The organism is Pseudomonas sp. NPDC079367 (assembly GCF_044542195.1).
Taxonomy (GTDB): domain Bacteria; phylum Pseudomonadota; class Gammaproteobacteria; order Pseudomonadales; family Pseudomonadaceae; genus Aquipseudomonas.
Genome location: NZ_JBITTW010000001.1, coordinates 301,993 through 322,130, shown reverse-complemented (window position 1 = coordinate 322,130; position 20,138 = coordinate 301,993). Strand labels below are relative to the sequence as shown.

The following is a 20,138-nucleotide window of genomic DNA, read 5'->3' as shown; positions in this document are numbered from 1 at the left end:
CCCAGTTGTTCTGATGACCTGTGGCGTGAAGCAAAAGTTTCGACTTTTTTTCGTCGGTATGACCGAGTGGTTTGGCCACTGAAAAATCAGTCTAGGCCAGATCCTAGAGCGGGTCAGGGCAAAGGGGTAAATTGTTCGACAATCGGTTGTGTCGGTACGTGAACGAGGGTTTGAGAGGGCGAATGCTCCGACGAAGGGCATGTTTTCCGTCCGGAGTGGGCCAAAACGGTGACTGGTTAGTCACGATTTTGTGCTAGGGGATGGGCGGATAGCACCGTTTTGGTGCGAGAACATTCTGGCGTAGTGTCGATGATGGCCTCTTCGCGAACAGGCCCGCTCCCACATCGGCACGCGTACACCCTGTGGAAGCGAGCCTGTTCACGAATCGGCCGGTTGAGCGCTGAACCTCTCAAATGAAAGACTCAATTCAACAATCGCACCGGCTCTCCAGCCGCCCACGCCTGAATATCCTCGATCATCTGCCCGAAGAACTGCTCGTAATTCTGTCGGCTGACATAGCCCACATGCGGCGTAGCGAGGACGTTTTCCAGCGTGCGAAACGGGTGCAGAGCCGGCAAAGGCTCTTGGTCGAATACGTCCAGCGCCGCGCCGGCAATGCGTTGTTTCTGCAGCGCCTTGATCAGCGCGGCTTCATCGAGGATTGGCCCGCGCGCGGTGTTGACCAGCAGCGCGGTCGGTTTCATCCAGCCAAGCGCCTGGGCATCGACCAGGCCCCGACTGCGCTCGCTGAGCACCAGATGCACCGACAGCACGTCGGCCTGCTCGAACAATTGCTGCTTGCTGACGTACGTCACGCCGGCATTTTCGGCACGTTCGGCCGTGAGGTTTTCGCTCCAGGCAATCACCCGCATGCCGAACACCTGACCGAACTGCGCGACTCGCTGGCCGATGCTGCCCAAACCGAGAATTCCCAGCGTCTTGCCATGCAGGTCGCCGCCCAGGCCCTGTTGCCACTGGCCGGCGCGCAGGGCATTGGCTTCCTTGACCAGATCACGGGTCGCCGCCATGATCAGCGCCCACGTCAGTTCGGGTGCGGCGTGTTTGTAGCTGTCGGTGCCGCAGACCTGGATGCCGAGCGCGGCTGCCGCTGACATGTCCAGCGCCGCATTGCGCATGCCGCCGGTGACCAGCAACTTCAATTGTGGCAAGCGCCCAAGCAGATCAGCGTCGAAACGCGTGCGCTCGCGCATCACGCAGATCACCTGATACTTGCCCAGGCGCTCGGCCAGCGTGGCGTTGTCGGACGGGTAATCGTGCACAAAGCTTACTTCACCGATGCTCTCGAGCACGGACCAGTCGACCACGTCGCGGGCCACGTCCTGCCAGTCATCAATCACCGCAATCTGCACCGTCATCGGCTTACCTCATCATGGAGCGGAAGGGGTTTTGCCCAGCCAGCCGAGCAGCGCCTGATGAAATTTCTCCGGCTCTTCCATTTGCGGCGCATGGCCCATGCCCGGGAATTCGATCAGCGTCGACTGGGGAATCAGCTTGGCGACCTGTTTGCCGAGCACTTCGTAATGACCGATCTTCGCTTTCACCTCAGGCGGCGCGAGGTCCTTGCCGATGGCGGTGGTGTCGGAGGTGCCGATCATCAACAGGGTCGGCATCTTTAGATCCTTGAATTCGTAGTACACCGGCTGGGTGAAGATCATGTCGTAGATCAGCGCCGAGTTCCACGCGACCTGGGTCTTGCCCGGGCCTTTGCTCAGGCCGGCGAGCATGTCGACCCAACGATCAAATTCGGGCTTCCAGCGGCCGTCGTAATAAGTCGTGCGCTCATAGTCGCGAATGCCCTTGGCCGTGACCTTCAACTCGCGCTGGTACCACTGATCGACGGTGCGATATGGAACGCCAAGGGCTTTCCAGTCTTCCAGACCGATCGGGTTGACCATCGCCAGTTGATCGACCTGCTCAGGGAAAAGCAGCGCATAACGGGTGGCGAGCATGCCGCCGGTGGAGTGGCCGAGGAGGGTGGCTTTCTGGATACCCAACGCTTTGAGCAATTGCTGAGTATTGGTGGCCAGTTGCTGGAAGCTGTACTGATAGTGCTCAGGTTTGCTGGATGTACAGAAGCCGATCTGGTCTGGGGCGATGACGCGGTAACCGGCATCGCTGAGGGCCTTGATCGAACTGTCCCAGGTCGCTGCGCAGAAATTCTTGCCGTGCATCAGCACCACGGTGCGGCCGTTGGCCTTGCCATTGGCGGCGACATCCATGTAACCCATTTGCAGTTTCTGCCCCTGGGATTCGAAGGCGAAATGTTTAAGCGTGTAGGGATATTGGAAACCTTGCAGCTGCGGGCCATAGGCAGGCCCTTCGGCGGGAGCGGTTTCAGTGGCTGCGTGCGCCATTAGCGGCAGTGCAGCGCTGAGGACGAGGCCGGGCAGCCAGCGGGAAAGCGTGACGGACATAAGCACAAACTCCTTGAAAATTGGCTGACTCTGTAAGGCCGGGATTACGCCGACGTTAAACAATGGCAATCATGCGGGCGGTTGGTTCAACCGAGCCAGCCCAGCGTCAGCAAGGCCAGCACGCCATAACGCGCGCCTTTGGCCAGCGTGACGATCAGCAGAAACCGCCCGAGTGGCTCACGCATGACACCGGCAATCAAGGTCAGCGGATCGCCGATCACCGGCAGCCAACTGAGCAGCAGCGACCAATGCCCATAGCGCTCGTAATGCTTGCGCGCCGTGGTCATATGCCGCGGACTGACCGGGAACCAGCGGCGATCCTGAAAACGCTCGAGACCACGGCCCAGCCACCAGTTGACCAATGAACCGAGCACGTTGCCCAGCGTCGCCACCGCGAGCAGCCCCCACAGCCAATATCGCTCACTGATGATCAGACCGACCAGCAGCGCCTCGGATTGCAATGGCAGCAATGTCGCCGCGCCAAACGCGGCAAAGAACAGACCGAAGTAGGCTGCACCCATCAACGGGCCGGGTAATCCGCCACCACCACGTCAGCGCCGTCCTTCTTCAGGCCGATCACTTGGTACGCATCGCTCATGCCGTCCATTTCCATCCCCGGCGAACCCATCGGCATGCCTGGCGCGGCAACGCCCAGCAGATCGTCGCGCTTGCTCAGCGCCAGCACTTGATCGGCCGGCACATGACCTTCGACGAATTTGCCATTGATGATCGCGGTATGGCAGGACGCCAGGCGCGGCGGTACGCCGTGCTGCTGTTTAAAGCTGCTCATGTCGCTTTCGACGTGGTCTTCGACTTTGAAACCGTTGGCTTCGAGATGGCTGATCCATTTTTTGCAGCACCCGCAATTGGCATCGCGATGCACTTCGATCGGGATCAGTTCGGCGGCTTGCGCCAGGGAGGAGATGAACAGGGCGCTCAGGGCGAGCAGACGCAGTTGGCTTCGCATGGGGATGGGCTCTCGACTCGGTGACGGGCAAAAAGAACGCATTTTGACCGGTTTTTCCGCCCCGGCATCAACTGAGTGTATCCAGTTGCTACAAGGCAGGCTGACAGGATGATTATGGATCAAGGCTGACAGGGGGATGAGGGAGAGGTGGCTGGATGGTCAGAAAGGTATGACATGTTGATCGCAATGTCGATGCGAATCAGATCCCTGCTCCCACACTGGATTGTCTGCTATCGGCAATCCAGTGTGGGTGGTGAAGACTCAACTGACCTTGAACCGCCCCATGATCGCGCTGACGCGGCTATTGGCTTCCAGCAACTGGCGGGTGTTCAACTCACTGGCCTGGCCGCTCTGGACCAACTCATCGACCATGTGGCGGATCTGCACCATGCTGCGGTTGATCTCTTCGGTGACCGCGCTTTGCTGTTCAGCGGCAGTGGCGATCTGAGTGCTGAGGCTGTTGATGTGGCTGACCGAACCGGCCATTTCGTCCAGACCCGAGTTGACCCGTGCCGTGGCGTCGGCGGCGGACTGGCAACTGGCCTGGGTGTTTTCCATGGCGCTGACTGAGGAACTCACGCCCTGGGTCAGGCGGGTCAACATTTCGTTGATTTCGGAAGTGCTGGCCTGAGTGCGTGCGGCGAGGGCGCGGACTTCATCCGCCACCACTGCAAAGCCGCGACCCTGTTCCCCGGCACGCGCGGCTTCAATCGCTGCGTTGAGGGCGAGCAGGTTGGTCTGCCCGGCAATCGCGCCGATCACGCCAAGGATTTCGGTGATGCGCTGGGCGTCCTGCTGCATGTTTTCAACTTTGTGTGTAGCGCTGGCGACCTCGTCAATCAGCGCGACCACGCTGTTGGTCGCTTCACCGACCACGACGCGTGAGCGATCGGCGTTCTCGTTGGCGCGCTGGGTGAACGCTGCGGTTTCGGCGGCGTTTTGCGCAACGCTTTCGGCGGTCGAGCTCATTTCGGTAATGGCAGTGACGGTCTGGTCGGTTTCCGAGGCGTGACGCAGCAGGATCTGGCTGGTGTGTGCCGAGGTGCGCTGCAGGTTGTCGAGGCTCGAAGCCATGGCGCCGGTGGCCTGAGTGACTTCGCCGATCATGTTTTGCAGGTAGGCGATGAAGGTGTTGACCGAATGGCCGATCGCACCGAGCTCGTCTTCAGCGCGAATGGTGATGCGGCGAGTCAGGTCGGCGTCGCCGCTCGACAGCGAGTCGATGTTGGCTTTGAGGGCTTTCATGCGCTGCACCAGCTTGCGAATCGCGTAAACCTGCAACAGCACCAGCAGGATCACCAGCGGAATCTGGATCAGGCTCAGGCTGTTGAGCACATCGTCGCGCTGGGCGGTGAGCATTTTGGTGGGCAGGGCGGTGGCGAGGAACCACGGTGTGCCCTCGATAGGGCGCATAAAGAATGTCGCGGCTTCACCGTTGTTGTCGAACTCCACCCGTTGCGCTTTATCGCGATTCTGCAGGCCGGTCTTGATCTGATTGACGAAGGTCGAGCTGGCCGCCAGTTCGCTGATGTTCTTCAATACGATCGGGCCGCTGATGCGCGAGCTGTTGCTGATGATCTTGCCGTCAGCCTCAACGATGAGCATCTCGGCATTAAGGTCTTTTTCCTTGCGCGCTACCAGGTCGTTGAAGAAGCCCAGGGTCACGTCGATGGTCGAAACGCCCCAGGCACTGCCGTTCTTGTAGATAGCCATGGCGCAGTTGGTGCGTGGCTCGGCACTGGCATCGTCTTTATAGGCAGCGGCCCATGCGCACTGGCCGCGCGGGGTGGCCATGCCGCCCTTGTGCCAGCTCTGGTCGTAGTAGTTGGGTGCCGCATCGCTGTTCCAGAACGTATTGACCTTGAGCTGGCCCGAGGCGTCGCGATGCCAGAAGGTGCTGAACTTGTTGCGCCCGGCTTCACGCTGGCCGGGCAACGGCCAGATGCCGCCGCCGAAGACTTTCGGTTCGCCGTACTGATCCACCAGCCCTGGCAACACTACATCGATGGCAGCGCTGTCGAGCAGCGGGATGGTCTGAGTGATGCTGCGTTGCTGCGCCTGTACCTTGTTCAGTTCGCCCTGAATCTGTACCGCGACCTCGGCGATGCGGTTGAGCACGACCTTCTCTTCGGTATCGCGCAGGGTCGGCGCGACCAATTGGCTGATGCCGGCCACGGTCAGCACTGACAACAGCAGGATAAACAGAACCAGAAACAGCGTGTAGCGAGCCTGAATAGTGCGCAGTGCGGGCATGGAACTGATCCTTGAGCGGCTTTTTGTTGAACGGCGGGAATTGAAACAGGGCGGGTATCACAGCGTATCGTCGTTCTGCGCCGAAGCTTTAGCTGCTTGCGTGCCTAAACAAATGCGTAGCGATGACCGGTTAGTTTCGCAATTGAGCCGCCGTGATCAGCGCTAAACAGGAATCTTCGTGATACGGCCAGACAGGTTCTAACCGAACTGGCGGCGCGGGCGTGGGTTGCGGCAAATCGACCGGGCGGCCTCAAGGTGGCCGATCCTGCAGCCAAAACGCCTCAGCGGCTGTAACATGAGCCTCCGTTTGTGTCGCGTTTACTCAGAATCCTCAGAGCAGGTGGCCTGCAAGCGGACACATTTCTACGTTTCAGGAAACCGCAATGACCCAGAAGCAACGCTTGATTTATTCGATTCTGATCGCTTTGTCCGTACTGGCGATCATGCTCGGCCTGTCCTGGCTGCAAAACGCCGGAATGATCACTGAAAAAACTTTCCAGTACGTCGCGATTGGCGTGGCAGTGATTGTGGTGGTGATCAATGGCGTAATGCGCCGCAAGGTCAAGCCCTGACGTTTATTTCACAGGCCTCATTCGTCGCTGAGGACCGCAGCAGCGTGCGGGTGCAGGCTGTAACTCTTGTCGGCGTTGAAGGTGATCACGCCTTCGGCGCACAAGCGTTTAAGCACTTCGCGGACGCTGAGAAAAGACAACGGCACGTCCAGATCGAGCAACTGGCTATGCACACCGCGCACGCCCAAGCGGCGATTGCTCTGTGCTGCCACCAGCAGCGCGTCGATGACTTTCAGCCGAATCAGGCTGGTGCGCAGGCCGAAACTCTTCAATAGAACGCGGATGCGCTCGTTGCCCGGACGCTCGCCGCGCTGGGTGAAATTGTCGGTGTGCGTACTTATGGAAACGCTCTGTGGCGTCTGGCTACCGTCCGATGGTAGTTGCGAGTTGTACATGCGATTACTCCTTTTCAGAGCCAGATCGGGAAAGGTTTTGTTGCGTTCTCTAAACAAGACGTTTCAGCACGACAAATCATGAAAGAAAAGATGTAGAAATTTCGTCGCCAATTCGTCCCAGCCTCGTGATGACGGCGCCGCCTCGGTGGTTTTTCGCGCTAAATATTTTTTTCTCAGCTTCGTTTCTTCGTCAGGCTCATTGCGCGTGGACGCAGGGGCAACCGACCTTTCGATCAGGAGCGAGCGTGATTATTTCCAGGCAACTCACCGGGCTGGCCCTTGCCGGCACCTTATTCGGACTGAGCCTGTCGGCTCATGCACTGAGTCCGGCCACGGACACCCGCATCGACATTCGGCGTACCAGTTTCGGCGTGCCGCACATTCGTGCCGAGAACGAGCGCGGTCTGGGTTTCGGTATCGGTTATGCCTATGCTCAGGACAATTTGTGTCTGCTGGCCAATGAAATCGTCACGGTCAATGGCGAGCGTTCCCGTTACTTTGGTCCCGAACAGTTCACCGTTGAACAACGGGAAAATCGCGTGAGTGACGTGTTCTTCACCTGGCTCAACACACCTGCAGCGGTCGAAGCGTTCTGGCAGGCGCAACCGGCTCAGGTGCGTGATCTGGTACGAGGCTACGCCGCCGGTTACAACCGCTATCTGGCCGAACGCCGTCAACAGGGACTGCCACAGCAATGCCAGGGTGAATGGGTGCGTGAGATCCACGCCGAGGATCTGGTCAAGCTGACGCGGCGCCTGCTGGCAGAAGGCGGGGTGGGCCAGTTCGCCGAAGCCCTGGCCGGTGCGACCCCACCGCAATCCACTGCGCAGGTTCAGCGCAACGCTCAGGCCTTTCAATTGGCCGACGTACGTCAGCAGCGTTTCGCCCTCGATCGAGGCAGTAACGCCGTGGCGGTCGGCAGCGAGCGCTCGTTCAACGGCCGCGGCATGTTGCTGGCCAACCCGCATTTTCCCTGGGTGGGTGGAATGCGCTTCTATCAGATGCACCTGACCATTCCCGGCAAGCTGGATGTCATGGGCGCGGCGTTACCGGGCTTGCCGATGATCAACATCGGTTTCAACCAGCATCTGGCCTGGACCCATACCGTCGACTCGTCGAAACACTTCACGTTGTATCGTCTGCAACTCGATCCGAAAGATCCGACCCGTTACCTGGTCGACGGCAAGTCGCTCGCGCTGAGCAGGCAGACAGTCACCGTGCAGGTCAAGCAGGCTGATGGCCAGGTCGTACCGGTGACGCGCGACGTCTACAGTTCGCAATTCGGGCCGATCGTGCAGTGGCCGGGCAAGCTCGACTGGGACAAGCAGTACGCCTACAGCTTGCGCGATGCCAATCTGGACAACGATCGTGTGCTCAAGCAGTGGTATGCGATGAACCAGGCCAACAGCATCTCGAATCTGCAGGACGCCGTGCACAAGATTCAGGGCATTCCCTGGGTCAACACTCTGGCGGTGGATGACAAAGGCCAGACGCTGTACATGAACCTCTCGGTGGTGCCGAATGTCAGCGCCGACAAGCTGGCCAAATGCAGCGACCCACGCGCGGGCCTGCACATGATTGTTCTGGACGGTTCCAACAGCGAGTGTGTCTGGGATATCGATCCGCAAGCGGCACAGCAGGGCATATTCGCCTCCAGTCAGTTGCCGCAGTTGCTGCGCAAGGATTTTGTCCAGCACTCAAACGACTCTGCGTGGCTGGCCAATCCGGCGCAACCGCTTACCGGCTATTCCCCGCTGATCAGCCAGGACGGACAACCGCTGGGCCTGCGCTCGCGATTCGCCCTGGATCGCCTGGGCAACCTGAGCAAAAAAGGCCCGCTGGGGATCAGGGATCTGCAAAGCATGGTGATGGATGATCAGGTGTACCTGGCCACGCAGGTCATGCCTGATCTGCTGAAGTTCTGCGCATCGGATCTGGGCAGCGATGCGGCGACACTAAAACCTGCCTGCGTCAGCCTCAAAGCCTGGGACGGCCGCGCCAATCTGGATTCCGGGCTGGGCCTGGTGCACTTCCGGAACATCATGCAGGCGCTGCTTGAATCGCCAGACATCTGGCGCGTCACCTTCGATCCGGCTGATGCGCAAAACACTCCGCGTGGTCTGGCGGTTGAACAACCCGCTGTCGCCAAAGCGCTACGCGAGGCGATGCTGGCGTCGGTAAAACTGACTGGCAAGATGCGCCTGAAGCCGGACACGCGCTGGGGTGATATTCAAGTGGTCAGCAGCGGCGGGCAGCAAACGCCGATTCACGGCGGGCCGGGGACCCTTGGCATCTACAACGCGATGCAAAGCGTGCCCCGCGAGGACGGCAAACTGGAGGTGGTCAGCGGCACCAGTTATCTGCAAGTGGTGAGCTTCGACGAAAGCGGCCCACATGCCCAAGGGCTGTTGGCGTTCTCGTTATCAAGTGATCCGGCGTCGAAATACTCGCGCGATCAGACGGCGGCGTTTTCCAGAAAACAGTGGAGCGTTCTGCCATTTACCGAGCAGCAAATCCAGGCAGACCCGCAATATCAGGTGCAGACCATACACCAGGCACAAGAACAGGCAGGGAAGGTGGTAGCGCAGTAAAAGTTCATCACCTGGAACAAACGAAGGCCGCCTCCCGCAAGGGACGCGGCCTTCAGCTTTTCGAGGGACGTTGCGGCATCGAGTTGATCACCGGGTTACCTTCCTTGTTGCGGGTCAGGTAGACCGGCAGCACTTTCGGCAGGCTGTTGGCGAGGTTGTTCAACTCTTTGATGTTATAGACGCCGCCCACGCGGATCGCGCCGGTGCTGGTGTCGGCGAGCATCAACGGCTTGTCGAGGTAACGATTGATCAACGGCAGGGCGTCGTGAAGCGCAAGGTTGTCGAGCACCAATCGGCCGCTGCGCCACGCCAGCGAGGTGTCGTTCGGGTAGGTCTGGCTGATTTGTGGCGTGTAGTCGCCATGTCGGTAGCGTGCCTGCATCGATGGCGTCAGGCGCAGACCGTCGCCCGGTAGATCGCGATTGCTGCTGACCAGCACCGAGCCTTCGATCAGATTCACCCGAACCTGGTCTTCATACATCCAGACATTGAAGCGCGTACCAGTCACACGGACCTTGCCTTCGCCGGCGCGAACCACGAACGGGTGTGCGGCGTCGTGACTGACGCTGAAAAACGCCTCGCCCTTGTTCAGGGTCACGCGGCGTTCATGTTTGTAATTGCTGAAGGTCAGGTCGGTGTTGAGGTTGAGTTCCAGCTGGCTACCGTCACTCAAAGTGATCTGACGGACATTGTCGCTGGCGGCGTAATGCTGATAACTGTTGGGCAACCAGCCCAGACTCCAGCCGGTGTAGGCCGCTAGCGGCAAGGCGAGGGCGCAGGCGCCGGCAATGACCGCGAACCTGGGCCATGAGCGCGAAGGCTTGCGTTGTGCAACGAGTGCCTCGGGCTCGGTTCGCGGCAGATCTCCGGCGACCTCCCAGATCTCTTGCATGGCCTCGTATTCGAAAGCGTGCAAGGGATGCGCATCGTGCCACGCCTGGAACGCGCGACGTTCTTCGTCCGTGCAGTCAACGGCATGCAAACGCATGCACCACTGCGCGGCGGCATCGGTGATCGCATCGTATTCGGCTTCCGAAAGAGTGTCTTGGGTCATTGACTCGTCCTGATTTCGCTCATTCTAACCTCGCTGACCCGCTGCCGAGAACATCCGTCATGGCATTTACCCATCAACGTGGAACTTATTTTCCCCTGTGGCGCCCAAAAACACAGGAAGCAAGTGCCTACTATCCATAAATGGAGTGAAAAAATGATCAAACAGACATTCACAGCCCTGATTGCCACCGCCGGTCTGCTCAGCGCCGGTGCCGCCCTGGCGGACAAGCCAGGCGCTGGCTGGATCACCATCGAAAAAGCCATCGAGGTCGCCAAGACCAAAGCCGGTTATGTCGAAGTCTATGAGATCGGTGCCGACAATGACGGCTACTGGGAAGGCGAAGGGCGCAAGGCCGACGGTATTGTTTACGAGTTCCGAATTGACGGCGCGTCGGGCAACGTGTTGCGTGATCAGAAGGACTGAGTCCTCACTGCTGGCTGTATAAAAAGTGCGCGGGTGTCGAACCTGCGCACTTTTTTGTTTACGGCTCTGGTTGCGGGGATTGCGTCTGACTTGGGACAGAGACAGAGACAGGCACTGGGGCCGGTAAGGGTATGGCTGCCGGTAGCGGGTCCAGTTCTCTGCCGATATCACTCATCAGCAACGCGATCGAATCAGCGTTGGCCAGAACCACAGCAATGCGCGCCTCATCCGAGACCGGGCTGCGAAACGCTTTGCGGGAGTCTGCAAGGTTTTTGCTCTTGGTAAGTCGCAGAATCTTTTTGTAATCATCAGCGTGCGACGGCACCTGGTCCACGCCGATCCAGGCGTTGCTGGCGTTTTCCACTGCGAACAGGCGTTCAGACGCTGTAGAGCGCGACAAGGACTTGCGCCTGAGTTCGAGATCATCTTTAAGCGTTTGCCCATCTGCAGTGCTCGTGTCAATCAGATCGGGATAGGGACTGATCGCGTCTACCCCCGCAAAATCTTCGCTGTCGCACACCAGATGCGACAGTTCGTGAATCAGCGTCACTGCCCGAGCGTGAGAATCGACGTTGAACCGTTGCGGCAAGTAGGCGGTATAGACATCCTGCTGCGGGTTGAAGAAGTTCTCGGTGAGGTGAACTATTTTTCGCTTGTCCTGTTTGAAGACGAATGCAACCGTGTTGTCGGAGTAACGGGAATTCAAACCAGCGAAAAACCGTTCGGTATGGAGTAAGTCATCTTTGGGGTCGGCCAGCTCATGGCAGAGGGGGATCAGCACTTTTTTGATGTTTGCAAGCAGAGCAGGTGTGACTTGCGAGACGTCGAAAATCCCCTTCAATACAGTTTCCAGGCGACTGCCGCCCAGGTTGTCGCGATATAAGGCCAGGTTGTGCAGACAGTTCAGTGCGTAGCGTCTTGCCCGGCCTATGGCTTGCTCGATGACAAAGGCCCTGGCGGGGTAGCGGCGATTGATCTGTGCCATCCCTTTGGCCTGAATATCCATTTCTATCCAACGGCTTGTCTCGACTTCGATTTGTACGAGATCGCGCCGCTTCGATCGGCACAAGTGAACGGGGTTGCCGGTCCGCGCAATCACCAGCCTTTGGTTTTTCTCTTCGAGAGCAGGCCCTCTGCCGCCCTGCTTGACCTGCAAATACCAGGTTTTCTCAGACTCGACCACCGGGTAGACCTTGCCAGCAATGGCCGCATATTTCTGGGTTGTCGACGTGTCTCCATACACCAGCTTATTGCTCTCGAGTTTGAGACTTTGCAGCGCTTTGCTGGTTTCAAGTGACTGTAGCTCCACCCGAGCGGTTGAAACGGGTGACACTTTCGCCCATCGAGCGGCAACTTTGGCTGTTGTGTCTGCGTCGGCAGCAGGCTGAGCTTGTGGCGCAAAGTCGTCGGTGGCCGTTTCTGCTTCTGCTTCCCAGGACAAGCGGCCCAGACTGAACAGGGATATCGCGCCGGCTATAAAGTTTTTCAGAGCGTCCGCCCAATGGTGATTTTGAAGGGCTTCGGCAGAAGTCTTGAAGTCTTGGTAGCTTTGCCAAAGGAAAAACACAGACGCGAGCTTCGCCGGCAACAAGTGGGGTACCAGGCGCACGCCTTTACTGAACAGAATTTTCGCCGCTTCCCAATCCGACTGGGCATTGATCTGTGGCTGGCTACCGAGCAGGTGCGGCACGAGACTGAGCGTGTCCTTGTGAAACAGCTCAAGCGCATTATCGTTGACGGCTGTGCTTTGAAGCGTGATCTCGCTGGGTTTGCCAATCGTGGTTTGCAACAGGTTCCTGAATACGGCCTGCTGATCCTCTGGCAGACGCCTGATGATCAGATCCTGGAAAGGCCCGGGGGTGTTCAATGCTTCGATCAACTGCGCTTCGTTTTCAAATTCACGCAATACGAACCTGGAATAGGGCGCATACAAGACCCGTGGCCCCGTTTGTCCCGCGCCCGGCCCGATGACGTACAGGCCGAGGGCGTCAACGGAAGCGGCGCCGGAGGTTTTGATCAACGAGAGTGGGCTGACGATGGCATGTGCTCCGTCGACGGTGGCACGGGCAATCCCGTCCGGCATATCGAGTATTTGGCAGATGTAGTCGTAACCGCTATCGGACAGTTGCTGTTGCAGCTTCAACGTGTGCGCGTGCTGCATCAACTGCCAGGGTAATTGGCGGAGGAATCGTTGTTTGCTGAGGCGCGCAGCCTCAGTGTCGCCCGACAGCGCTTCGGTCACCTTGCGCGTATAAGTTGTGGCGACTTCCAGCGATAGCAGCAGTTGACGCACGGCGGCCTGATCGAAGTTTTTCGGTAACGCCGTGGCTGTTTTTGCGGATACTGAAAAACCTGTGTCCTGCACGATGTTGTAGTGATGCTGGGCAAATTCCAGCAGGTCGCAGGCTGGGCCGGCAAGCGTCAGGTTAGGGGTGATCTGGATGTCTTGAGGACGGAGCCGGTTATTGGGGAATCTGGCATCGAGCAGTGTCTTCAGTGTCTGCTCCACGTGAGTGGCCAGAGTCGGAACGCCTTCAATGAAGTCCTTGCCATCGATAAAGGCTCGCCGCACCTCATCCAGCAGTGCAAGTTGCGTGCGCTGTTCCTTCACCGGTGCCGTGCGCAACCAGTCGGGGTAGTCCAGATGCCGGGAAACGGAACGAGCGATATCGATGGCCCGCAGCAAATTGGTATCGATGACGTTGGCTTTCATTTGCTTGAGAAACTTCGCCAGCGTGTCTTCGTCCTTGATGCAAATCCGTAAAAACTCACACTCGGCCATGTAATGGTCAATGGCCGATTGCATGCGATCGCTTGACACACTGCCGTCAATCAACTCGAAAGTGCCGAGCGTGTACGGCTGATCCAGGCGACGCAGCTTCGCTGGCAGATTTTCCAGCAAGGTTGAACTCAGGTTTGTGTCGTCTAGCCTTCGTTGCAATTGCTGGCGCGCAACGGCGATGTCGGCGAACGACTCGAGGCCGTTAGCCGGCGTCCACAGAATGGCGCGGCCGGAATGCGCGACGTCCAGGCCGCCGCGTTCGGTCAGCAACACACAGTAGGCAAGCGGCAATGCGTCAGTCTGGCCTTCGCATTTCAAGGACATTGTCCAGGCGTCCGGGCGAAAGCCATTGAGCGACTGGCGTTCAGCGCGGGTGGCGTGGGCAGTGTCGAATACGGTTTCGATGATTTTTCGTTCGGCCTGCGGCCATGAACCATTGAAGTTTCTCAGGTGTGCTTCAGCGCAAATTCCCGCCTGGTAAGCCTGCGCCAGTTTCCACAGCATGCTTTCCACGAAGCCGCGCTGTTCACCGCTGCTTGCAGTCGGTTGATTGTTGAATTCATCAGTGAGGGGTTTGAGCCGTCCTTGAAGCTCTTTCGTCAATTGCGCCGCCTTGTCTGCCTGCACCAGTGACGATGGAGGCGCGCTGGAAAACGACGGCCGGGTGCTCCAGCGCTGATTGACGTCGAGTTTGAGCAGGCGCTGATGGATCATCGAGCGGATATCCAGCGCCTTGTCGAACAGTGCATGAATGTCTCTGGTACGTTCACTCTGGCGAAATTGCTGCAAGGCAAACTCGACGTTTTGCCGTTGTTTGGTGACGATGGCCTCGAACAAGGTAGTCATTATTTCGCCACCGATGTTTTCGCCTGACACCTGGGCGTTGGTAAAACCAAGGTAGTGATCACGCTCCTCAAGGCTCATCAGTCCATACAGTTCGTCTTCGTGCCCTGCAGTATCGAGTTTGGCACTGAGCGTCTCTTTGAGATCGGCATAGTTGGTCAACACTTGCAGGCCCTCGCTGGGGGTGTAGAGATAAGCCTTGTCATGATTGATCATCAGCGAGCCGGCCAACTCTACCTGAGTGGCGGCCTCGCGCAGACACACGGTTTCGAAGGTGGGGCGCCGTACGGCCACGTTCGGCTCACGGATCAGACTGTGCAGCGCATCGAACTCGCTGGCGCTGAGGATTTGTGTCTCGCGCTTGGTCATCAGATCGGCGCGCGCCTGGTCCTGCAAAGCCTGGCTGAACAATGTACGTCTCGGAGCCCCCTCCAGTGAGGCGGCACTCCAGTAGGTCTCGAGTTGACGAAACAACAGCATGATCAGTTTGCCCGACGCGGTCTTGACCGCGGTTTCCCATGCCGATTGATCATCCGTGGCTGGGAGGCGGGCAGGATTGGAGAATTCAATGGTCTGGCCTTGCGGCCACTGCTGACGGCGAAAGTGCAGCAGCAGCGCTGCACTGAGCGACAGCGATTCGACCCAATGCCTGGTTTCTCCGGAAGAGGGCGCAGTATCCGCGTAAAAACTGACCCGGGTGTCACTCTGTCGCAAGTCGCCAAAGTGCGCTTCGAGTCGTTCATCGAGAATCTTTTGCAGCAGGGAGGCGAGCGACGGCAGGCGCTTGAGTTCGTCAAGCAAGTCGCGCGAACAGGCTTGCTGAGCGAGAGTGATCGAGTTTTGTTGCTCCTCGAATACATCGCCTTCGATCGTTTCGCGGGTAACGCTGATAACGCTTTTTTCCACCAGTTCCTTGCGCTGCGAAGCGCTGAGGAACGCCAACAGATCGTCCTGTTCATCGGCATTGTCCAGGCGCGTTTGCAACGCCTGCGTCAGTGCTTCGTCATCACTGTATTTCTTCAGCCCGTCGTAGGGGGTGTAGAGAAACATGCCGTCGTCGTCGTCGTCCGGGCCGCTGCCGAGAATGAAGCTACCGGCCAACGGTACGGGCAGTTGCTTGTCGGCGTTAAGCAGAATTCGCTCGGCGAGCATTGGCGGGGTCTGTTCGCTACGCAGAGCGTGGGTGGCCAGTTGCACGTGCGCGAGCCAACTGAAGTCTTTGCTGTTCAGACCATGGGTTTTGGCCAGATCAGCATGCAGGCCGGGGAATTTCAAAATCTCGGGAAACAGCAGAGGTGCGGTCGAACTGGACATCATAGGGCTCTGAACGGGGCGCCATCGGGCAGGGACTCAACCATAGATCCACGACCGCGAGCACTGGCGGTATTCAGTTACCGCACCTGCCAAGGGTGAATGTGTATTCGCCAGCATCAGCATTGTCGTTCAATCCAAGGGTTGACAGCCGACAGCTCTGGCGCGGTTAATCGGTGGTCAAATCGACCGTACGCTGTTGTTCCCTCCAATAATCATTCTGGAGCTTCAGATGTCTGCGCCACACGATCATGGTTCGTCCTCGTTATCCGTCGAAGCACTCACGCAACTGCTGGAAACGATTTTTCTACGCCACGGCACCTCCAGCGAAGTGGCTGGTGTGCTGGCGGCCAATTGCGCCAACGCCGAACGCGATGGCGCCCATAGCCACGGTGTATTCCGCATTCCCGGTTATGTCTCGACCCTGAAGAGTGGCTGGGTCAATGGCCATGCCGTGCCCCGGGTTGAAGACGTCGCGCCCGGGTTTGTCCGCGTCGATGCCGGCAATGGTTTTGCCCAGCCGGCATTGGCGGCGGCCCGATCGCTGCTGGTGGAAAAGGCTCGTCACGCCGGGATCGCGGTGTTGGCGATCCGCAACTCACATCATTTCGCCGCACTCTGGCCGGACGTTGAACCCTTCGCCGACGAAGGTTTGGTGGCGTTGAGCGTGGTCAACAGCATGACCTGCGTGGTGCCCCATGGTGCTGACAGACCGCTGTTCGGCACCAACCCGATTGCCTTCGCGGCGCCAAGAGCCAATGCCGCGCCGATAGTCTTCGACTTGGCCACCAGCGCCATTGCCCACGGCGATGTGCAGATCGCTGCGCGCAACGGCGAAAGGCTGCCGGCCGGCATGGGCGTTGATAGCCTCGGCCAACCGACCCAGGATCCCAAGGCAATTCTCGAAGGCGGGGCGTTGTTGCCGTTTGGCGGGCACAAGGGGTCGGCGCTGTCGATGATGGTCGAGTTGCTGGCGGCGGCGTTGACCGGTGGCAATTTTTCGTTCGAGTTCGATTGGTCCAACCACCCTGGCGCGAAAACCCCATGGACTGGCCAACTATTGATCGTCATCGATCCGAGCAAAGCGGCGGGGCAAAGCTTTGCCCAGCGCAGCGAGGAACTGGTGCGGCAGATGCACGGGGTCGGGCTCAAGCGCCTGCCGGGGGATCGGCGGCATTTGCAGCGCGGTCGATCAATGACCCAAGGGATCGCCCTGGATGAGCAGACGTTGCGGCAGTTACGCGAGTTGGCGGGAGAATAGTTCGCGCAGGCATAAAAAAAGCGAACCGCAGGGTTCGCTTTTTTTTGTCACGCTGGATTCAGCGACGGCCGAGCAGCAGGCCCACCACAAGGCCGAAACCGGCGGAAACCGCCACGGTCTGCCAAGGATGACCACCGATGTAGTTCTCGGTGGCTGCAACGGCGGGTTTGGTGCGGTCGCGCACCCTGGACACCGAATCCAGCGCCAGCTGCAGTTTCTGAGCAATTTGTGCACGCAGCGTTTCCGCCTCTTCGCCTACCAGTGAAGCGCTGCTCTTGAGCAGTTTGTCCGATTCTTCGATCAGAGCCTGAAGCTCGCTGAAAGCTTGATCCTTGATTTGCTCTTCGGCAGCTTGCGAGGCAGTTTTACGGGCCATTGGATGACTCCTTGCAGGTGAATGGACAGTGACCAATGGAGTGTAGCGGCAGGCGAAAAGTTGCATGTCATTCGCGGACAAGGGAAAAACCTGCACCGGAGATTTCCGCCGAGCGTGTAAGATGTCGCCATTTTACGCAGCAGGATAAATCCCCATGAGTTTCAATCTGGCCGACAAATCCCTCGCAGAGCGCGCCGCGCTGGAAGATGAGAAATCCCGTCTGTTCGAACTCTGGCAGAACAATCTGGGTAAAGCCAAAGGCGAAGCCGCGCGCCTGTTTGGCGAACGCTCCAAACGCAAGGGCAAATGGGCCGAGTGGGTTCGCGCCGAACTCGACGGCATGTCGCCGCCGGAGTTCGCCAACATGGTGCGCAGCGAAGTCAATCGCCTGATGGCGGCGAACAAGTAAACCGCTTCACACCTGGCTGAACGTGGCGGCAATCGCCTCGCGAACCTTGCCCAGCACCGGATCGATCTGCGTGCTGGTGCGCCAACCCAATTCCACCGGATAGCGCGGCAACGGCAAAGGGCAGGGCAGCAATGCCAGCCCGCTCAGCGCTGCGATGCTTGCGGCAGCATGGGTTGGAATGGTTGCTACGGCCTGACTGCCCTTGAGCAGAAACGGCAGCGCGGCAAAATGCGTGGTCGACGCGCAGACCCGGCGGCTCAATCCCACTGCCGCCAAACCCTCATCGGTGATGCCGATAAAGCCTCCCGACGACACCAGAATGTGCTCGCGCATAACGAACTCCTGCAACTCGATGTGCTGCTGGCCGGGCGCGAGACTAGCCGGGTCGACGAGGCAGGCGTAGCCACCTTCGCCCAACACCTGACGGCTGAGCAGGCGCTCGGCAAACCCGCCAGCGGTAATCGCCAGGTCGATGCTGCGTTCCATCAGCGCGCGGGCGACGATCTGGCTATGGGTCTGGCGAAAGATCAGCCGCAGTTTCGGCGCGCGCCAGGCGATTTCCTCGATCAAGTGGCGACCGTAGGCAATTTCGAAATCATCCGACAGACCAATCGCAATCGAACGCCCGTCGTATTGATTGGCCGCTGGATCGAGCATGGCCAGACTTTGTCGGCATTTGTTCAGGGCATCGCTGATCACTGGTTTCAGCTGATTGGCTTGCAGGGTCGGCGCCAGTCCGCGTCCGGTGCGGACGAACAACTGATCGCCATAGACCTCGCGCAAACGGCGCAACGCCGCGCTGACTGCCGATTGCGTCACGCCCAGGCGCAGTGCGGCGCGGCTGGCGCTGGACTCCTCGTGCAGTGCCTCGAAAACTTTCAGCAGGTTCAGGTCGATGTCGGCGATATTCATTTGGCTCATATCATTCAGCAGCGGGCAGGGCTTTATTCATGATCGCGTGCCGCTGGAGAATCAGCAACACCTGAACCTGATGGAGTAACACCATGCCCAAATCCATTGTTGCCGCGCTGCAGATCGGCGCTTTGCCCGGCGGTAAAAGCGAAACTCTCGAACAGATCCTGAGCTGGGAAGACGCGATCCGTGACGCCGGCGCTGCGCTGGTGGTGATGCCCGAGGCCTTGCTTGGTGGCTATCCGAAAGGCGAGGGCTTCGGCACTCAATTGGGCTACCGACTGCCCGAGGGGCGTGAGGCCTTCGCGCGTTATTTCGCCAATGCCATCGATGTGCCCGGCGCCGAAACCGAAGCGCTGGCCGGATTGTCAGCGCGCACCGGTGCCAACCTGGTGATCGGTGTCATCGAGCGCGCCGGCAGCACGTTGTATTGCACAGTGCTGTATTTCGACCCGCAGGCCGGGCTGATCGGCAAACACCGCAAGCTCATGCCCACCGGCACTGAACGACTGATCTGGGGCAAGGGTGACGGCTCGACGCTGCCGGTGTTCGACACCCAGGTCGGCAAGCTCGGCGCGGTGGTCTGCTGGGAAAACATGATGCCGCTGCTGCGCACGGCGATGTATGCCAAGGGTGTCGAGGTCTGGTGCGCGCCGACCGTGGATGAGCGCGAGATGTGGCAGGTCAGCATGCGGCACATCGCTCATGAAGGCCGCTGCTTCGTGGTCAGCGCTTGTCAGGTGCAAGCCTCGCCGAATGCGTTGGGCGTTGAGATTGCCAACTGGCCGGGCGATCGCCCGTTGATCGCCGGCGGCAGCGTGATCGTCGGGCCGATGGGCGATGTCCTGGCGGGACCGTTGCGTGGCGAAGCGGGGTTGCTCACGGCACAAATCGATACCGATGAATTGATCCGTGCGCGGTATGACTACGATGTGGTCGGCCACTATGCGCGGCCGGATGTGTTTGAGTTGACCGTCGATGAGCGTGCGAAGCCGGGGGTGCGGTTCAACTCCTGACCTTTGAGCTCCCACAGGGGGCAGTGCCCGGATCTGAAACAGTCACCAGCACGTTTTACCACGTCGCCGCACTCGCCTCGGGCAAACTCAACTTGCCGCTGTCGGTAAAGCGCATCGTGCCAAACACTCCGCCAGCCAGCTTGCCGCGCAGCACGTAGGGCAGGTTGTCGAGGCTCTGCGTCTGGCTCAGGCCCAACGTTTGGCGCAGGAACGAGAACGCCGAGACGCTGACCGGCACTGTGACAATCGCTTCAGAGAAACGCGGTATCGTGCCGCTCTGATCGCTCACGCCCGAGGCCAGTGGATGACCATTGACCTCCAGGTCCAGCGCGACGCCGTTGTAGTCGATCGCGGTCTCATTTGGATTCTGCACCCGCAGCTTGATGGCGAAGCGCACTTCCAGTTCCTGGCTCGGCAACGGTTCGAGGCCGACCACATTGATGTTCACCGGATCGCGATTGGGGAACAGCGCGCAGGCACTGAGCGACAGCAGCAAGAGCGACAGGATGACGGCGTGAACGCGGCGCATAAAAATCTC

General features: G+C 59.1%; 17 protein-coding genes and 2 pseudogenes. 7 read left to right on the top strand and 12 right to left on the bottom strand.

Features of this window, described 5'->3' with window-relative positions:
• Window positions 1–422: 422 nt before the first annotated feature.
• From ACIGDJ_RS01355 to ACIGDJ_RS01330, 6 genes and pseudogenes are all read right to left on the bottom strand, one after another.
• Entirely contained in the window at window positions 423–1,376 is a 954-nt protein-coding gene (locus ACIGDJ_RS01355) for a D-2-hydroxyacid dehydrogenase family protein (protein ID WP_397478170.1), read from the bottom strand.
• A 12-nt stretch (window positions 1,377–1,388) separates the two neighbouring features.
• Window positions 1,389–2,435 carry an alpha/beta fold hydrolase gene (locus ACIGDJ_RS01350; protein WP_397478169.1) on the bottom strand — a complete coding sequence of 349 codons (1,047 nt, stop codon included), beginning with the start codon at window positions 2,433–2,435 and terminating at the stop codon, window positions 1,389–1,391.
• A gap of 86 nt (window positions 2,436–2,521) precedes the next feature.
• Complete coding sequence (locus tag ACIGDJ_RS01345; RefSeq protein WP_101159542.1) at window positions 2,522–2,956, bottom strand: YqaA family protein; 435 nt, start codon at window positions 2,954–2,956, stop codon at window positions 2,522–2,524.
• Window positions 2,956–3,402 (bottom strand): DUF411 domain-containing protein, encoded by a 447-nt coding sequence (locus ACIGDJ_RS01340; protein WP_041480975.1) that lies wholly within the window; start codon window positions 3,400–3,402, stop codon window positions 2,956–2,958. Before ACIGDJ_RS01340 ends, ACIGDJ_RS01345 begins: the two co-directional genes overlap by 1 nt.
• 261 nt (window positions 3,403–3,663) lie before the next feature.
• Window positions 3,664–4,191, bottom strand: a pseudogene (locus tag ACIGDJ_RS01335) (methyl-accepting chemotaxis protein); the annotation flags it as partial.
• A gap of 333 nt (window positions 4,192–4,524) precedes the next feature.
• Window positions 4,525–5,655: pseudogene (locus tag ACIGDJ_RS01330) on the bottom strand (cache and HAMP domain-containing protein); the annotation flags it as partial.
• Here ACIGDJ_RS01330 and ACIGDJ_RS01325 point away from each other — a divergent pair.
• Both ACIGDJ_RS01325 and ACIGDJ_RS01320 read left to right on the top strand, forming a co-directional pair.
• The gene (locus ACIGDJ_RS01325; protein WP_157830908.1) at window positions 5,654–5,821 is read left to right on the top strand and encodes a hypothetical protein; all 168 of its coding nucleotides are present in this window, start codon (window positions 5,654–5,656) and stop codon (window positions 5,819–5,821) included. The pseudogene ACIGDJ_RS01330 and the gene ACIGDJ_RS01325 overlap by 2 nt on opposite strands.
• Before the next feature lie 217 nt (window positions 5,822–6,038).
• Window positions 6,039–6,227: a hypothetical protein gene (locus ACIGDJ_RS01320; protein ID WP_101159544.1), complete on the top strand. Its 189-nt coding sequence runs from the start codon at window positions 6,039–6,041 to the stop codon at window positions 6,225–6,227.
• 17 nt (window positions 6,228–6,244) lie between these two features.
• Here the strand turns inward: ACIGDJ_RS01320 and ACIGDJ_RS01315 are convergent, their stop codons facing one another.
• A complete protein-coding gene (locus tag ACIGDJ_RS01315; protein ID WP_101159545.1) occupies window positions 6,245–6,622 on the bottom strand; it encodes a fe2+ zn2+ uptake regulation protein in 378 nt (125 codons plus the stop codon).
• Between the two features lie 245 nt (window positions 6,623–6,867).
• Between ACIGDJ_RS01315 and ACIGDJ_RS01310 the strand changes: the two genes are divergently transcribed.
• The gene (locus ACIGDJ_RS01310; RefSeq protein WP_312999380.1) at window positions 6,868–9,213 is read left to right on the top strand and encodes an acylase; all 2,346 of its coding nucleotides are present in this window, start codon (window positions 6,868–6,870) and stop codon (window positions 9,211–9,213) included.
• Between the two features lie 52 nt (window positions 9,214–9,265).
• On the opposite strand, the gene ACIGDJ_RS01305 is transcribed toward ACIGDJ_RS01310, so the two are convergent.
• Window positions 9,266–10,267 carry a FecR family protein gene (locus tag ACIGDJ_RS01305; RefSeq protein ID WP_312999385.1) on the bottom strand — a complete coding sequence of 334 codons (1,002 nt, stop codon included), beginning with the start codon at window positions 10,265–10,267 and terminating at the stop codon, window positions 9,266–9,268.
• Between the two features lie 153 nt (window positions 10,268–10,420).
• Here ACIGDJ_RS01305 and ACIGDJ_RS01300 point away from each other — a divergent pair, with 153 nt between their 5' ends.
• A complete protein-coding gene (locus tag ACIGDJ_RS01300; protein WP_101159548.1) occupies window positions 10,421–10,690 on the top strand; it encodes a PepSY domain-containing protein in 270 nt (89 codons plus the stop codon).
• Between the two features lie 58 nt (window positions 10,691–10,748).
• On the opposite strand, the gene ACIGDJ_RS01295 is transcribed toward ACIGDJ_RS01300, so the two are convergent.
• On the bottom strand, window positions 10,749–15,365 hold the full coding sequence (locus tag ACIGDJ_RS01295; RefSeq protein WP_397504508.1) for a dermonecrotic toxin domain-containing protein: 4,617 nt from the start codon (window positions 15,363–15,365) through the stop codon (window positions 10,749–10,751).
• Window positions 15,366–15,858: 493 nt separating this feature from the next.
• On the opposite strand from ACIGDJ_RS01295, the gene ACIGDJ_RS01290 reads away from it, so the two are divergent.
• Window positions 15,859–16,887 (top strand): Ldh family oxidoreductase, encoded by a 1,029-nt coding sequence (locus ACIGDJ_RS01290; RefSeq protein ID WP_397478167.1) that lies wholly within the window; start codon window positions 15,859–15,861, stop codon window positions 16,885–16,887.
• Window positions 16,888–16,945: 58 nt separating this feature from the next.
• Here ACIGDJ_RS01290 and ACIGDJ_RS01285 read toward each other — a convergent pair whose 3' ends face one another.
• Window positions 16,946–17,263, bottom strand: a complete 318-nt coding sequence (locus ACIGDJ_RS01285; RefSeq protein ID WP_101159551.1) for a YqjD family protein — start codon at window positions 17,261–17,263, stop codon at window positions 16,946–16,948.
• Window positions 17,264–17,417: 154 nt separating this feature from the next.
• Here ACIGDJ_RS01285 and ACIGDJ_RS01280 point away from each other — a divergent pair, with 154 nt between their 5' ends.
• A complete protein-coding gene (locus ACIGDJ_RS01280) occupies window positions 17,418–17,672 on the top strand; it encodes a hypothetical protein (RefSeq protein WP_003224595.1) in 255 nt (84 codons plus the stop codon).
• A 6-nt stretch (window positions 17,673–17,678) separates the two neighbouring features.
• Here ACIGDJ_RS01280 and ACIGDJ_RS01275 read toward each other — a convergent pair whose 3' ends face one another.
• The gene (locus ACIGDJ_RS01275; protein ID WP_101159552.1) at window positions 17,679–18,593 is read right to left on the bottom strand and encodes a LysR family transcriptional regulator; all 915 of its coding nucleotides are present in this window, start codon (window positions 18,591–18,593) and stop codon (window positions 17,679–17,681) included.
• Between the two features lie 83 nt (window positions 18,594–18,676).
• On the opposite strand from ACIGDJ_RS01275, the gene ACIGDJ_RS01270 reads away from it, so the two are divergent.
• The gene (locus ACIGDJ_RS01270) at window positions 18,677–19,600 is read left to right on the top strand and encodes a carbon-nitrogen hydrolase family protein (RefSeq protein WP_101159553.1); all 924 of its coding nucleotides are present in this window, start codon (window positions 18,677–18,679) and stop codon (window positions 19,598–19,600) included.
• A 55-nt stretch (window positions 19,601–19,655) separates the two neighbouring features.
• On the opposite strand, the gene ACIGDJ_RS01265 is transcribed toward ACIGDJ_RS01270, so the two are convergent.
• Window positions 19,656–20,129, bottom strand: coding sequence for an LEA type 2 family protein (locus ACIGDJ_RS01265; protein ID WP_397478166.1), 474 nt, complete (start codon window positions 20,127–20,129; stop codon window positions 19,656–19,658).
• Between the last annotated feature and the right edge of the window lie 9 nt (window positions 20,130–20,138).